Origin of the sequence: Neoroseomonas rubea (assembly GCF_016106015.1) — a bacterium.
Lineage (GTDB): Bacteria > Pseudomonadota > Alphaproteobacteria > Acetobacterales > Acetobacteraceae > Neoroseomonas > Neoroseomonas rubea.
The window spans coordinates 1-13,607 of sequence record NZ_JACADQ010000089.1; the positions used below are offsets into that span (position 1 = coordinate 1).

Annotated in this window: 15 protein-coding genes and 1 pseudogene; 12 read left to right on the top strand and 4 right to left on the bottom strand. The window is 70.6% G+C overall.

Going from position 1 to position 13,607, the window contains the following annotated elements; genetic code table 11:
• Positions 1–728 (top strand): sulfite exporter TauE/SafE family protein (locus tag HW577_RS11075; RefSeq protein ID WP_198376196.1); only part of this gene is annotated, 728 nt, incomplete at its 5' end.
• Here HW577_RS11075 and HW577_RS11080 read toward each other — a convergent pair.
• Together HW577_RS11080 and HW577_RS11085 are read right to left on the bottom strand one after the other, a co-directional pair.
• Positions 715–1,401 (bottom strand): RraA family protein, encoded by a 687-nt coding sequence (locus HW577_RS11080; protein ID WP_198376197.1) that lies wholly within the window; start codon positions 1,399–1,401, stop codon positions 715–717. The two genes, HW577_RS11075 and HW577_RS11080, sit on opposite strands and share 14 nt — an antisense overlap.
• Before the next feature lie 64 nt (positions 1,402–1,465).
• Positions 1,466–2,659: an MFS transporter gene (locus HW577_RS11085; RefSeq protein WP_198376198.1), complete on the bottom strand. Its 1,194-nt coding sequence runs from the start codon at positions 2,657–2,659 to the stop codon at positions 1,466–1,468.
• Positions 2,660–2,827: 168 nt separating this feature from the next.
• Between HW577_RS11085 and atpH the strand changes: the two genes are divergently transcribed.
• The 9 genes from atpH (at position 2,828) to aat (ending at position 11,727) form a co-directional block, all read left to right on the top strand.
• A complete protein-coding gene (gene atpH, locus HW577_RS11090; protein WP_332837629.1) occupies positions 2,828–3,430 on the top strand; it encodes an ATP synthase F1 subunit delta in 603 nt (200 codons plus the stop codon).
• Positions 3,431–3,432: 2 nt separating this feature from the next.
• Positions 3,433–4,965 (top strand): F0F1 ATP synthase subunit alpha, encoded by a 1,533-nt coding sequence (atpA, locus tag HW577_RS11095; RefSeq protein WP_198376199.1) that lies wholly within the window; start codon positions 3,433–3,435, stop codon positions 4,963–4,965.
• A gap of 25 nt (positions 4,966–4,990) precedes the next feature.
• The gene (locus HW577_RS11100; RefSeq protein ID WP_198376200.1) at positions 4,991–5,875 is read left to right on the top strand and encodes a F0F1 ATP synthase subunit gamma; all 885 of its coding nucleotides are present in this window, start codon (positions 4,991–4,993) and stop codon (positions 5,873–5,875) included.
• A gap of 65 nt (positions 5,876–5,940) precedes the next feature.
• Positions 5,941–7,371: a F0F1 ATP synthase subunit beta gene (atpD, locus tag HW577_RS11105; RefSeq protein WP_198376209.1), complete on the top strand. Its 1,431-nt coding sequence runs from the start codon at positions 5,941–5,943 to the stop codon at positions 7,369–7,371.
• A gap of 179 nt (positions 7,372–7,550) precedes the next feature.
• Positions 7,551–7,961 (top strand): ATP synthase F1 subunit epsilon, encoded by a 411-nt coding sequence (gene atpC, locus HW577_RS11110; protein WP_198376201.1) that lies wholly within the window; start codon positions 7,551–7,553, stop codon positions 7,959–7,961.
• Positions 7,962–8,094: 133 nt separating this feature from the next.
• Positions 8,095–8,955 carry a ferritin-like domain-containing protein gene (locus tag HW577_RS11115; protein ID WP_198376202.1) on the top strand — a complete coding sequence of 287 codons (861 nt, stop codon included), beginning with the start codon at positions 8,095–8,097 and terminating at the stop codon, positions 8,953–8,955.
• Positions 8,956–9,317: 362 nt separating this feature from the next.
• Positions 9,318–10,448: a type III PLP-dependent enzyme gene (locus HW577_RS11120; RefSeq protein ID WP_198376203.1), complete on the top strand. Its 1,131-nt coding sequence runs from the start codon at positions 9,318–9,320 to the stop codon at positions 10,446–10,448.
• 75 nt (positions 10,449–10,523) lie between these two features.
• The gene (locus HW577_RS11125) at positions 10,524–10,994 is read left to right on the top strand and encodes an Lrp/AsnC family transcriptional regulator (protein WP_198376204.1); all 471 of its coding nucleotides are present in this window, start codon (positions 10,524–10,526) and stop codon (positions 10,992–10,994) included.
• Positions 10,995–11,025: 31 nt separating this feature from the next.
• Positions 11,026–11,727, top strand: coding sequence for a leucyl/phenylalanyl-tRNA--protein transferase (aat, locus tag HW577_RS11130; protein WP_198376205.1), 702 nt, complete (start codon positions 11,026–11,028; stop codon positions 11,725–11,727).
• A 40-nt stretch (positions 11,728–11,767) separates the two neighbouring features.
• Here the strand turns inward: aat and HW577_RS11135 are convergent, their stop codons facing one another.
• Positions 11,768–12,562, bottom strand: coding sequence for a thiazole synthase (locus tag HW577_RS11135; RefSeq protein WP_232474855.1), 795 nt, complete (start codon positions 12,560–12,562; stop codon positions 11,768–11,770).
• Positions 12,563–12,564: 2 nt separating this feature from the next.
• Positions 12,565–12,777 carry a sulfur carrier protein ThiS gene (gene thiS / locus HW577_RS27180; RefSeq protein ID WP_232474856.1) on the bottom strand — a complete coding sequence of 71 codons (213 nt, stop codon included), beginning with the start codon at positions 12,775–12,777 and terminating at the stop codon, positions 12,565–12,567.
• Positions 12,778–12,907: 130 nt separating this feature from the next.
• On the opposite strand from thiS, the gene aroQ reads away from it, so the two are divergent.
• Positions 12,908–13,360 carry a type II 3-dehydroquinate dehydratase gene (gene aroQ / locus HW577_RS11145; protein WP_198376207.1) on the top strand — a complete coding sequence of 151 codons (453 nt, stop codon included), beginning with the start codon at positions 12,908–12,910 and terminating at the stop codon, positions 13,358–13,360.
• Positions 13,360–13,607: pseudogene (locus HW577_RS11150) on the top strand (acetyl-CoA carboxylase biotin carboxyl carrier protein); the annotation flags it as partial. The gene aroQ and the pseudogene HW577_RS11150, both read left to right, overlap by 1 nt.

Sequence of the window (13,607 nt, forward strand, 5' to 3'; positions counted from 1 at the left end):
TGCTCGGCGTCGCGGCGGCGGCGCTGGCGGGCGGGCTGTCGCGCGGCTTCTCGGGCTTCGGCGCCGCGCTGGTCTTCGTGCCGCTGGCCGCCGCCGCCGTCGGGCCGCGGGCTGCGATCCCGGTGCTGGCGCTGCTCGAATGTGTCTCCTGCCTGGTGTTCCTGCCAAACGCCTGGCGGCTCGCCGCGCGGCGGCAGGTGGCCGTGATGAGCGGCGGGGCGATCTGCGCGGTGCCGCTCGGGGCCATGATCCTCGCCGCGACCGATCCCGTGGCGCTGCGCTGGGGGCTGACGGCGCTCGTGCTGGCGGCCGTTGCGGTGCTGGCCTCGGGCTGGCGCTACCGCGGGCCGGATTCGGCGCCGCTGCTGTTCGGCGTGGGCGCGCTGGGCGGGGCGATGAGCGGCACGGCCATGCTGGGCGGCGTGCCGCCGGCCGCCTGGTGGCTCGGCCGCGACATGCCGGCGGCGACGGTGCGCGCCAACATGAACCTGTATTTCGCGATCCTGACGGTGGCGGTGACGGCGGCCTTCGCCTGGCGCGGACTGTTCGGCTGGCAGACGGCCTGGCTCGCGCTCGCCGCCGGCCCCTCCTACGCTGCCGGCCTGTGGGGCGGGACGGCGCTGTTCGGGCTGGCGAGCGAGCGCGTCTTCCGCGGCGCCGGCTACGCGCTGATCCTGGTGGCGGCGGTGCTGGGGATGCCGCTGTGGGATTCGCTCACGGGCCGATGATGCGCGCGTTGGTGACGAAGTGGCGGATGCGGTCGTTGCCGGTCGCGCCCCCTTCGACATTCGCCACCGCCTTGGCTTCGGCAGCCCGCACGGCGGCGAGGCGTTCCAGCACCGCCGCCGCGCGGTCCTGCGGCACCACCACCACGCCATCGGCGTCGCCGACGATGATGTCGCCCGACCGGACATGCTGCCCGCCGATCGTGATCGGCGCGCCCACCACGCCCGGGCCGTTCCCGGCCGGGGAGGCCGGCATGATCCCGGCAGCGAACAGCGGCAGGCCGGCGGCGACGATGCCCGCCCGGTCGCGCGCCAGCCCGTCCGTGACGAAGGCGGCCACGCCCTTGTTCTTCATCATCCCCGCGACGAGGTCGCCGATCACGGCCGTGCCCGTATAGGCGTCGTTCGCGACGACGATGACGTCGCCGGGCTCGGCCTCGGACAGCGCGCCATAGACCGCGACGATGTCGGCCGGATAGGCGAATGCGGTGATCGCCGTGCCGACGAAGGCGGCGTTCGCCTCATCCATCGGCTTGATGCGCCAGTCGAGCGCGCCCCGCCCATCCATCGCATCGGCCAGATGGGAGGTCTGCGCGCCGCGGAAGGCCTCGATGAGCGCCTTGTCCGGCCGGCGATGGCCGCGATGGATGGTCAGCAGTGGCGGATTGTCGAGCATGTGCGTTTCTTCCCCTGGGCGGTCGCGCGGATGCTCGCCCGCGGCGGGCGGGGCGGCAAGCGCGTCAGCGGCGGCGCAGGACGATGGCGGCGGCGAGCAGCTGCAGCAGCAGCGCGGCGGGCGCGACCGGCATGTCGCCGGCGGCTTCCCGCAGCAGGCCGAACAGGGCGGGCGCGAAGGCGTAGCAGGCCTGGGTCACGGCGCTGAGCGCGGCGACCACCGCGCCCACCTGCGCCGCCGGCCATTCCGCCTGCACGATGAGCGGCGGCAGGGACAGGAGATTGCCCAGGCCGAGGCCGAACAGCGCGCAGGCCAGCAAGGCCAGCGCCGCCCCATCCCCGCCCGCGGCCATCAGGCACAGGCTGCCCGCCGCCTGGACGGCGAAGTTCAGCACCGCCGCGCGCCGCCGGTCCGCCCCGGGCGGCAGCAGCCAGCCGACCGCTGTGCGCCCGACCACGGCGCAGATGGTCGCGAGGCTGAGCGCGAGCCCCGCCCCCCGCACCCCGAGCGCGGGGGCGAGCAGCGAGGCGAGCTGCGACAGCAGCCCCATCTGCGCCACCATGCCGAGCGCGAAGGCCAGCGTCAGGCTGCGGAAGCCGGGCTGGGACCGCAGCGCGCCGGCCGGCGCGGCCACCGGGCGCGGCGCGGGCGGGGCGGGGGCTCCATCCTGGTGCTGGCCCATGGCGGCGGGATCCGGGCCGAAATAGCGCCCGGCGAGCGGCCAGAGCAGCAGGACGCCGCCCCCGCCGATCAGCAGCGCCGCGACAGGGAAGCCCGCCCCCGCGATCAGCGCCGTCCACAGCGGGGCGAACAGGATCCCGCCCATCGAGGCGCCGTTATAGGCCATGGCGAGCGCGGCAGGGCGGGCGCGGTCGAACCAGCGCGAGATCAGGGCATTGATCGCCGCCCCGCCCGTGACGGCCCAGCCGGCGGCGGTCAGCAGCGCGGCCGGCACCAATTGCCAGGGCGCGGCGGCGAAGGCCCAGGCCGCCGCGCCGGCCGCGGCGAGTACGATTCCCGCGCGGGTGACGGCGACCGTACCGAAGCGGTCATGCAGCCGGGGCAGGCGGGAGACGATCGCGGCACTGGCCAGGAAATGCAGCGTGATGGCGGCCGAGACCGTGCCCACCGACCAGCCGCGGCCTTCGGTCAGCGCCAGCAGCCACAGCCCCGGCCCGTAGAAGCCGATTCCCCACGCATAGGCGGCGAGCGCGAAGGCCGCCGCCACCACACGCCAGCCGAAGAAGCCCCCCGTCATGGTCACCATGCTGGCACAAAGGGGGCGAAGGCGCGTCACCGCGCGCTTTTCGTGGCGCGGTCGGTTGCGGTGCGGCAAACGCCATGTTAAGCGCCCGCCGCCGCCGGGGGCAGCCTCGCGTGGGCATGTCCTTACGTGCAGCCAAGCAGAACAGGACCCGGATCGCCCGTGGCCGCCGCCGAGACCATCCAGACGAGAATGTCCGCCCCCCACAACCCCGTGGGCGCGCCCGCCCGCTATGCCCAGGCGCTGATCGGCCTTGCCGACGACCTGCGCCAGGCGGAGCCCGGCGCGATCGACCGCATCGCCGCTGACCTCGAGGGGTTGCTCTCCCTCTGGCAGGGCGACGAGGGCTTCCGCCGCTTCATCGCCGATCCGCGCCTCGACGGCGCGAAGCAGCGTGCGGGGGTCTTCGCGATCCTTGACCGCGTCGGCACCGGCACCGAGGTGCGCAACCTGCTCGGCGTGCTGATCACCAACCGGCGCCTGTCGGCGCTGCCTTCCGTTGCCGCCGCCTTCGGCATGCTGCTCGCCGAACGGCGCGGGCAGCAGACAGCCGAGGTGACGACCGCCCATCCGCTGACCGACACGCAGCGCGCGCAGATCGTCGCGCGGCTGACCGAGGCGGGCTTCTCCGGCGTGCGCCTGTCCGAGACCGTCGACCCCGCCATCCTGGGCGGGCTCGTCGTGCGGATCGGCTCCCGCCTTTACGACAACAGCATCAAGTCCAAGCTGCAGCGCCTGCAGTACGCGATGAAAGGGGCCGCCTGACCATGGATATTCGTCCCGCCGAAATCTCGGAGATTCTCAAGAAGCAGATCGCCGGGTTCGACGCCGACGCCAACGTGGCCGAGGTGGGCACCGTGCTGACCGTGGGCGACGGCGTCGCCCGCGTGTACGGCCTGGCGAACGTGATGTCGGGCGAACTGGTGGAGTTCCCCTCCGCCGGCATCCGCGGCATGGCGCTGAACCTCGAGGCCGACAATGTCGGCGTCGTGATCTTCGGCGACGACAAGAACATCCGCGAGGGCGACACCGTCTCCCGCACCGGGTCGATCGTAGACGTGCCGGTCGGCAAGGGCCTGCTCGGCCGCGTCGTGGACGCGCTCGGCAACCCGATCGACGGCAAGGGCCCGCTGACCGACGTGACGCGCACGCGCGTCGAGGTGAAGGCGCCCGGCATCATCCCCCGCAAGTCGGTGCATGAGCCGATGCAGACGGGCATCAAGGCGATCGACGCCCTGATCCCGATCGGGCGCGGCCAGCGCGAGCTGATCATCGGCGACCGCCAGACCGGCAAGACGGCGGTGATCGTTGACACGATCATCAACCAGAAGACGGTCAACGCCTCCGGCGACGAGTCGAAGAAGCTCTACTGCATCTATGTCGCGATCGGGCAGAAGCGCTCGACCGTCGCCCAGCTCGTGAAGCAGCTGGAGGAGCAGGGCGCGCTCGAGTACTCGATCATCGTGGCCGCCACGGCGTCGGACCCGGCGCCGATGCAGTTCCTCGCGCCCTATTCGGGCTGCGCGATGGGCGAGTTCTTCCGTGACAACGGGATGCACGCGGTCATCTTCTACGACGACCTTTCCAAGCAGGCCGTCGCCTACCGCCAGATGTCGCTGCTGCTGCGCCGTCCGCCGGGCCGCGAGGCTTATCCGGGCGACGTCTTCTACCTGCATTCGCGCCTGCTTGAGCGCGCCGCCAAGATGAACGACGACTTCAAGGCGGGCTCGCTGACGGCGCTGCCGGTGATCGAGACGCAGGCGGGCGACGTGTCCGCCTACATCCCGACGAACGTCATCTCGATCACGGACGGCCAGATCTTCCTGGAGACCGAACTGTTCTACAAGGGCATCCGCCCCGCGGTGAACGTCGGCCTCTCGGTCTCCCGCGTCGGTTCGGCCGCGCAGATCAAGGCGATGAAGCAGGTCGCGGGCAAGATCAAGCTCGAGCTCGCGCAGTACCGCGAGATGGCGGCCTTCGCGCAGTTCGCCTCGGACCTCGACGCGACGACGCAGGCGCTGCTCGCCCGCGGCGCCCGGCTGACGGAGCTTCTGAAGCAGCCGCAGTACAAGCCGGTGCCGGTCGAGGAGCAGGTGATCTCGATCTTCGCTGGAACGCGCGGCTATCTCGACCGCATCCCGGTGAACCAGGTGGGCGAGTTCGAGCGCCGGCTGCTGGCCGACCTCAAGACGCGCGAGCCCGGCATCCCCGAGGCAATCCGCAACGACCGCGAGATCAAGAAGGAGACCGAGGCGAAGCTGGTTGCCTTCCTCGACTCCTTCGCCAAGACCTTCGGCTGAGCGGGCAGGGCGCGGAGAGCCACACATGGCGAGCCTGAAGGCCCTGCGCATGCGGATCAACAGCGTGAAGTCCACGCGGAAGATCACGCAGGCGATGAAGATGGTGGCGGCGGCGAAGCTGCGCCGGGCGCAGTCGCGCGCCGAGGCGGCTCGCCCCTATGCCGAGCGGATGGAGCGCATGCTCGCCTCCCTCGGCGCCGGCGTGGCGGGCCAGCCCGACGCGCCGGCCCTGCTGGTGGGCACCGGCGGGGACAGCGTGCACCTGCTGGTCGTGGTCAGCGGCGACCGCGGCCTGGCGGGCGCCTTCAACACCAATGTGGGCCGCTTCGCGCGCGCCCGCATCCGGGAGCTCGAAGGCCAGGGCAAGACGGTGAAGATCCTCGCCGTTGGCCGGAAGGCCGCGGTCTTTCTCAAGCGCGAATTCGCGTCGCGCTTCGTGGGCGAGATCTCATTCGCGGGCAAGAAGGTCGTGGGCTTCGAGGACGCGGCCGACGTCGCGGCGCAGCTCACCGCCATGCTGGACAAGGGCGAGTTCGACGTCTGCACCCTGGTCTACAACCGCTTCAAGAACGTGATCACGCAGACGCCGTCCGAGCAGAAGCTGATCCCGACCGCACTGCCCGAGAGCGAGGAGGACACCCTCGCCGGCCCGCAGGCGCTGTACGAATACGAGCCGGCCGAGGACGAGATCCTCGCCGCGCTGCTGCCGCAGAACCTTGCCGTGCAGATCTACCGCGCGCTGCTGGAGACCACCGCCGGCTTCTACGGAAGCCAGATGACGGCGATGGACAACGCGACGCGCAACGCGGGTGAGATGATCAACAAGCTCACCCTCAACTACAACCGCACGCGCCAGGCGAACATCACCAAGGAGCTGATCGAGATCATCTCCGGAGCGGAGGCTGTGTGATGGCGCGTGCACCGAAGAAGAAGTCCGATGCCGCCGAGGCGGCGCCGATCGAGCAGGGGATTGCCATCGTGAAGAACAATGTCGGCAAGGTCACGCAGGTGCTGGGCGCCGTCGTGGACGTGCAGTTCCCGCAGGACCTGCCCAACATCCTCAACGCGCTGCACACCAAGGTCGAGGACCGCACGCTGGTGCTCGAGGTGGCGCAGCATCTGGGCGAGCGCACCGTGCGCTGCATCGCCATGGACACGACCGACGGTCTGGTGCGCGGCACCGAAGTGATCGACACCGGCGCGGGCATCTCGGTGCCGGTGGGCACGGCGACGCTCGGGCGCATCCTCAACGTCATCGGCGAGCCGATCGACGAGCGCGGCCCGGTCAACGCCGAGAAGTCCTACACCATCCACCGCGAGGCGCCGTCCTTCGACGAGCAGGCCACCTCGGCCGAGATCCTCGTGACGGGCATCAAGGTCATCGACCTGCTCGCCCCCTACCTGAAGGGCGGCAAGATCGGCCTGTTCGGCGGCGCCGGCGTGGGCAAGACCGTGACCATCCAGGAGCTGATCAACAACGTCGCCAAGGCGCATGGCGGCGTGTCTGTCTTCGCCGGCGTGGGCGAGCGGACGCGCGAGGGCAACGACCTCTACCATGAGATGGTCGATGCCGGCGTCATCAAGCTCGGCGAGGGCACGACCGAGGGCTCCAAGGTGGCCCTCGTGTATGGCCAGATGAACGAGCCGCCGGGCGCGCGTGCGCGCGTGGCCCTGTCCGGCCTGTCGATCGCGGAGTTCTTCCGCGACGAGCAGGGCCAGGACGTGCTGTTCTTCATCGACAACATCTTCCGCTTCACCCAGGCGGGCGCCGAGGTGTCGGCGCTGCTCGGCCGCATCCCCTCCGCGGTGGGCTACCAGCCGACGCTGGCCACCGACATGGGCGCGCTGCAGGAGCGGATCACGTCGACGAAGAAGGGCTCGATCACCTCGGTGCAGGCGATCTACGTCCCCGCGGACGACCTGACCGACCCGGCGCCGGCGACGTCCTTCGCGCACCTCGACGCCACGACGGTGCTGAACCGCTCGATCGCGGAGCTCGGCATCTTCCCGGCGGTCGACCCGCTCGACTCCACTTCGCGCGCGCTCGACCCGCGCGTTGTGGGCGACGAGCACTACAAGACGGCGCGCGAGGTGCAGCGCATCCTGCAGACCTACAAGTCGCTGCAGGACATCATCGCGATCCTGGGCATGGACGAGCTGTCGGAAGAGGACAAGCTGGTCGTGGCGCGCGCGCGCAAGATCCAGCGCTTCCTCTCCCAGCCCTTCCACGTCGCGGAAGTCTTCACCGGCACGCCGGGCGTCTTCGTGAAGCTGGAGGACACGATCCGGTCCTTCGCGGCGATCTGCGCCGGCGAATACGACCACCTGCCGGAAGCCGCCTTCTACATGGTCGGTACGATTGAAGAGGCCGTGAAGAAGGCCGAAGGGTTGAAGGCGGCCGCCTAGTTTATCGCCCCTCAGACGCCGGGCGGGCGGCATCCGCCGCCCCTGGCTTTGCCGCGACGCGGTGGCGCCTGAGGGACACGTCGAGTGGGCGGCGCCGGCCGCTGTGCGGCCGGATCCTGCCAAGGCGGTGCGCCATCCCTGGTGGCGCACCAGATAAGATGTCTTAGGGGATGCCCCGGATGGCCACCTTCCAGCTCGAACTCGTCTCCCCGGAGAAGCTGCTGCTCTCCCGCCCCGTGGAGATGGCGATCCTGCCTGCCGCGGAAGGCGAGATGGGCGTGCTGCCCGGCCATGCGCCGATGATCGTCGCGCTGCGCGGCGGCGTCATCACCGTGCGCGAGGGCGGGCAGGAGACCGAGAAGCTCTTCGTCGCCGGCGGCTTCGCCGAGGTCTCGCCCGAGCGCGTCACCATCCTCGCCGATGAGGCGACGCCCGTCGCGAACCTCTCCCGCGCCGCGGCGGAGGAACGCATCGCTGCCTGCCGCAAGGTGCTGGAAGGCGCGGGCGAGATGACGCCCGAGAAGCGCGAGGCCGCCATGGGGCGGCTGCTCGCCGCCGAGGCGATGCTCGCGGCCGCCCAGGCGGCCTGATCCGCGCGCCACGCCGGCGCGCCGAATCGTCACATCGCCTTGAAACCGCCACGTCGGGACCGAAAATGCCGTGGCATCGAACGGGGCGCCCGACCGGGCCCCCGCGCGCCGCGTCCGGACCCGCGAGGTAGGCATGAAGCACTGGCATATCGATGAGGTCGGCTGGGACCGGTTCGACCCTTCGAAGGTCGATCCGGCGATCGTCCCGCTGGTCAAGGCCGCCGCCATGGTCGAGCGCAACGCGGCGGACTACGTCACCTACCTCACCCGCGTCTTCCACGACGACCCGGATTTCCAGGCCGCGGCCGAGCATTGGGGCGTGGAGGAGACGCAGCACGGCGACGCGCTTGGACGCTGGGGCATGCTCGCCGACCCGGGCTGGGACTTCCCGGCGGCCTTCGCGCGCTACCGGGAAGGCTACAAGATCCAGCTCGACGCAGACGCCTCGATCCGCGGGTCGCGCACCGGCGAGCTGATCGCGCGCTGCATGGTCGAGACCGGCACCTCCTCCTACTACACCGCGCTGGGGGAGGCGACGGAGGAGCCGGCGCTGAAGCAGGTCTGCCGCCTGATCGCAGCGGACGAGTACCGGCACTTCAAGCTGTTCTACGACCACATGCGGCGGTATCTCGCGCGGGAGAACCTGTCCTTCCCCCGCCGGCTGCGCGTCGCCCTGGGGCGGATCGGCGAGAGCGAGGACGACGAGCTCGCCTACGCCTTCCACTGCGGCAACGACCCCGAGGGCACGCCCTACGATCATGACCGCTGCATCGCGGGCTACATGGGCCGGGCAATGCAGTTCTATCGCTTCCGCCACATCGAGCGGGGCATGGGGATGATCTTCAAGTCGATCGGGCTGGAGCCCCGCGGCCGCATGGCGGACATCGCGGCCAAGGGCGCCTGGCGGCTGCTGTGCTGGCGGCGGGAGAAATTCCTGCAGGCACTGCGCCGCGCCGCGAACGAGAATGCCGGGGTGGACGCCAAGGCCGCCTGACGGACAGGTAACCTTCCTGCGAATCGCGGGGATGGCGGGACGAAACGCCCGGAGCCCCACAAGGCCTCGGGCCCCTTTCCTGACCTTTCGCTGGGTTTGAGAAAAAAATTCGGGGTGGGGCGAAGATTTCGCTTTGCACCCCCCGCAGCGCGGCGTATAGGCCGCGACAGACGCAGTACGCACGTGCCTCTGGCCCCCGGCCGTCCCGGCCAAAGGGTTTACGCAACGACGTCAAGCGTTCTGGCAACCCCGTCCGGCGCCAGCCGGGCGGCTCATTTTGGTCGCTGGTTCGTTCGACCGTTTCGTCAACCTTGGGCCGTCGCCTGGACAGGCGGCCCACCGGAGCCTGGAGAGGTGCGGCGATGACCCCGAAGATCGCCCAGTTTCTGCGCGACCACGCGCCCGCGACGCCCTGTCTTGTCCTCGACGTGGACAGGGTGGAGGCGAATTATCGGCGACTGAAGGCGGCGCTGCCGCTGGCGCGCGTCTACTATGCCGTGAAGGCCAATCCAGCCGCGCCGATCCTGTCGCGGCTGACCGCGCTGGGCTCGTCCTTCGACGCTGCGTCGTGGGAGGAGATCGAGGCGTGCCTCGCCGCCGGCGCGCGGCCGGACGCGATCTCCTACGGCAACACCATCAAGAAGGTGTCCGCCATCCAGGCCGCGCATGCGGCAGGCGTGACGATGTTCGCCTTCGACAGCGAGGCGGAGCTCGACAAGCTTGCGCGCCACGCGCCGGGCGCGCGCGTCTATTGCCGCATCCTGGTCGAGAACAAGGGCGCGGAATGGCCGCTCAGCCGCAAGTTCGGCTGCGAGCTCGAGATGGCGCGCGACCTGATGGTCCGCGCGCGCGACCTCGGCCTCGACCCCTATGGCATCTCCTTCCATGTCGGCAGCCAGCAGACGAGCACGGCCGCCTATGAAGGGGCGATCGCCCGCGTCGCGATGCTGTTCACCGACCTTAAGGATGCCGGCGTGAAGCTGCGCATGGTGAACCTCGGCGGCGGCTACCCGGTGCGCTACCGCGCCGAGGTGCCCGGCATCGACGATTTCGGCATGGCGATCATGGGCGCGATGACCCAGCATTTCGGCAACGACCTGCCGGAGATGCTGATCGAGCCCGGCCGTTTCCTGGTGGGCGACGCGGGCGTCGTCAGCAGCGAGGTCGTGCTCGTCTCCCGCAAGGGCAAGGACGATCCGGTGCGCTGGGTCTATCTCGACATCGGCCGCTTCGGCGGGCTCGCCGAGACCGAGGGCGAGGCGATCAAGTACAGCTTCCGCACGCCGCATGACGGCGGCGCGGACGGCCCCGTGACGATCGCCGGCCCGACCTGCGACAGCACGGACACGCTGTACGAGAAGTCGAACTACCGGCTGCCCATGGCGCTTTCCAGCGGCGACCGGGTGGAGCTGCTCTCGACCGGCGCCTATGTGACCACCTATGCGTCTCAGGCCTTCAACGGCTTCCGGCCGCTGGCCGAGCACTACGTCTGACGTGTCTCGCGCGGGCAGGGCAGCCCGCGCGATTTCTTCCTTTCCAGATCGGGCCGCGCCGGATAGGGTGCGGCAATGGACAGCATAGACCGGAACATCCTGGTCGCGCTGCAGCATGACGGCGCCGCGGGGCTTGCCGAACTGGCGAAGGTCGCCGGCCTCTCGGTGTCCGCCACGGCCGAGCGCGTGAAGCGGCTGGAGGAGCGCGGAACGATCCGCGGCTGGCGGGCGGATCTCGACCCCGCCGCCGTCGGCTGCCCGCTGCTTGCCTTCGTTTTCGTGGCACTCCGCGCCGGGGCGCAGGAGGCGAAGTTCCGAGACGGGCTGCTGGCGCTCGAACAGGTCCTGGAATGCCATGCCGTGAGCGGTCCCTGGACCTTCCTGCTCAAGCTGCGCGTGGCCGGGCTCGCGGAACTCGACGCCTTCGTCGCCGAGGAGATCCGGCGCCGCGCCGGCGTCGAGCGGATCGAGACGGTGCTCGCGCTGGCGACGGCGAAGGAGACGGCGATGCTCCCCGTCGCGCCGCCGGAGGACGAGGAAGAGTGACCCGCCCCGGCCCATGGCGCGGACCCAGCCCATGAGCCGCCGCCAGGCCGAGGTGACGCCCGATCTCGTGTTGCGCGCCTATGCCGCGGGCGTCTTCCCGATGGCCGAGAGCCGCGCGTCGGACCGCGTCTACTGGCTCGACCCGGCGCTGCGCGGCGTGCTGCCGATCCATGCCGGGTTCCACCTGCCGCGACGGCTGATGCGGACGGCGCTGTCCGCCCGCTTCGAGGTGACGGCGGACCGCGACTTCGGCGGCGTGATCCGCGGCTGCGCGGAGCCCGCGCCGGGCCGAACGGATACCTGGATCAACGACGACATCGAGCGGCTGTTCCTCGACCTGCACGGCCGTGGTGCGGCGCATTCGGTCGAGACCTGGCAGGAGGGGCGGCTGGTCGGCGGCCTCTACGGCGTGTCGCTGGGCGGTGCCTTCTTCGGGGAGAGCATGTTCTCCCGTGTCACGGATGCCTCGAAGGTCGCGCTCGTGCATCTGGTGGCGCGCCTTCGGCTGGGTGGCTTCGTCCTGTGCGACACGCAGTTTCTGACCTCGCACCTGGCGCGCTTCGGCGCGATGGAGATTCCGAAGGCCGAGTACAAGCGGCGCCTGGCCGCGGCGCTGGCGGTGCCGGCGGTCTGGCGGGCGGACCTGTCGCCGGCGGATGTCGAGGCCGAGATCCGGGCGATGAGGGCGCGGGAGGCGGACGTCTACCCTGACCCAAACGACAAAGAAGGTTGAGGGGGGTGCGGGGGAAGAAGTTCCCTTCTCCCCCCGTCCTTCACCGAATGAGCCCAGCCATCGGGCTGGACGGATCCGCGCTGTAGTTCCGCGGCATGCGCCCCGCGAGGAAAGCGTCCCGCCCCGCCTCGACCGCCGCCTTCATCGCGCGGGCCATGCGTACCGGGTCGCGCGCGTGGGCGATGGCGGAATTCAGCAGCACCGCGTCGCAGCCCAGTTCCATGGCGAGCGCCGCGTCGGAGGCCGTGCCGATGCCGGCGTCCACCAGCACGGGCACCTTCGCCTCCCGCTTGATGGCGCCGATCATATAGGGATTGACCACCCCCATCCCCGAGCCGATCGGCGCGCCGAGCGGCATGACGGCGACGCAGCCCATCTCCTCCAGCCGCTTGGCGGCCAGCGGGTCGTCGGCGCAGTAGACCATCACCTGGAAGCCGTCCTTGATGAGGGCTTCCGCGGCTTCGAAGGTCGCGCGCATGTCGGGGTACAGGAAGGGCGGCGGGCCCAGCACCTCGAGCTTCACCAGGTTCCACCCGCCGGCCTCGCGGGCAAGTCGCAGCGTGCGCACGGCGTCGCTTGCTGTGTGGCAGCCGGCGGTGTTGGGCAGGTAGGTGTAGCGCGAGGGCGGGACGAAATCCTGCAGCATCGGCGCGTTGGGGTCGGAGAGGTTCACGCGGCGGACCGCGACGGTCACGATCTCCGCACCCGAGGCCTCGATCGCCGCGGCGGTTTCCTCGAGCGACTTGTAGCGGCCGGTGCCGACGATGAGGCGGGAGCGGAAGCGGCGCCCCGCGACTTCCCACATGTCGTCGATGGTGGCGGGATGCCCGTCCATGCTCAGCCTCCGCCGATGAAGTGCACGATCTCGAGCCGGTCGCCGGGGGTCAGCGCCACGGCGGTGTAGGTGGAGCGCGGCACGATCTCCTCGTTCCGCTCGACCGCGACCTTGCGGGTGTCGAGGCCGATCTCGGCGAGCAGCGCCGCGACCGTCGCGCCGGCGGCGATGTCGCGGGTTTCCCCGTTCACGGTGATGGCGATGCGTGCGTCCATGCTGGCGCGGAATGTGGCGAAGCCGGGGGGGCGCCGCAAGGCAGGGGGGCGCATGGCAGCCCCGGGCGCCGCTTGCCCCCCGGAAACCCCCCGTGCTAGCCCCATCCGCCCCAGACAGCGGGATACGTCCGTGAATCCGCCCCTGATCGCCGTGCTGAACGGCCCCAACCTCAACATGCTTGGCGTGCGTGAGCCGGAGAAGTACGGCACCGCGACGCTCGACGACGTGGAGGCGCTGTGCGCCGAGACGGCGGAGGAATTCGGCCTGGCCATCGATTTCCGGCAGACCAATTCGGAAGGCGAGCTGGTGACCTGGATCCAGGAATGCCGTGGCCGCGCCGCGGGCATCATCATCAACCCGGCGGGCTACACCACGACCTCGATCGCGGCGATGGACGCGCTGCTGGCGGTCGGCCTGCCGGTGATCGAGGTGCACATCACGAACATCCACCGCCGGGAGGAATTTCGGCACCACAGCTTCATCTCGAAGGCAGCGACCGGGGTGATCTGCGGGCTCGGCGTGGCGGGCTACGCGATGGCGATGCGCGCCATGGCGGAGCTCGTGCAGCAGGACGAGGAATAATGGGCAACTTCATCCAATTCGACGCCGCCGCGATTCGCGAACTGGCGCAGATCCTGCGCGAGACGGACCTCACCGAGATCGAGCTGGTGGACGGGGAATCGCGGCTGCGCGTGGTCCGCCAGTCGATCGTCGCGGCCCCCGCCGCGGTGACGGTCGCCGCCCCTGTCGCCGCCGTCGCCGCGCCGGCGGCGATCGCCGCGGCCGCGATGCCGGAGGCGCTCGACGCCGACCATCCGGGCCCGGTGAC

Excerpts from the sequence above, each read along its gene's own strand:
- HW577_RS11120 (WP_198376203.1), top strand. The coding sequence starts at position 9,318 with ATGACCCCGAAGATCGCCCAGTTTCTGCGCGACCACGCGCCCGCGACG.
- HW577_RS11100 (WP_198376200.1), top strand. The coding sequence starts at position 4,991 with ATGGCGAGCCTGAAGGCCCTGCGCATGCGGATCAACAGCGTGAAGTCC.
- HW577_RS11125 (WP_198376204.1), top strand. The coding sequence starts at position 10,524 with ATGGACAGCATAGACCGGAACATCCTGGTCGCGCTGCAGCATGACGGC.
- thiS (WP_232474856.1), bottom strand. The coding sequence starts at position 12,777 with ATGGACGCACGCATCGCCATCACCGTGAACGGGGAAACCCGCGACATC.
- HW577_RS11115 (WP_198376202.1), top strand. The coding sequence starts at position 8,095 with ATGAAGCACTGGCATATCGATGAGGTCGGCTGGGACCGGTTCGACCCT.
- HW577_RS11085 (WP_198376198.1), bottom strand. The coding sequence starts at position 2,659 with ATGACGGGGGGCTTCTTCGGCTGGCGTGTGGTGGCGGCGGCCTTCGCG.
- aat (WP_198376205.1), top strand. The coding sequence starts at position 11,026 with ATGAGCCGCCGCCAGGCCGAGGTGACGCCCGATCTCGTGTTGCGCGCC.
- atpA (WP_198376199.1), top strand. The coding sequence starts at position 3,433 with ATGGATATTCGTCCCGCCGAAATCTCGGAGATTCTCAAGAAGCAGATC.
- atpC (WP_198376201.1), top strand. The coding sequence starts at position 7,551 with ATGGCCACCTTCCAGCTCGAACTCGTCTCCCCGGAGAAGCTGCTGCTC.
- HW577_RS11135 (WP_232474855.1), bottom strand. The coding sequence starts at position 12,562 with ATGGACGGGCATCCCGCCACCATCGACGACATGTGGGAAGTCGCGGGG.
- HW577_RS11080 (WP_198376197.1), bottom strand. The coding sequence starts at position 1,401 with ATGCTCGACAATCCGCCACTGCTGACCATCCATCGCGGCCATCGCCGG.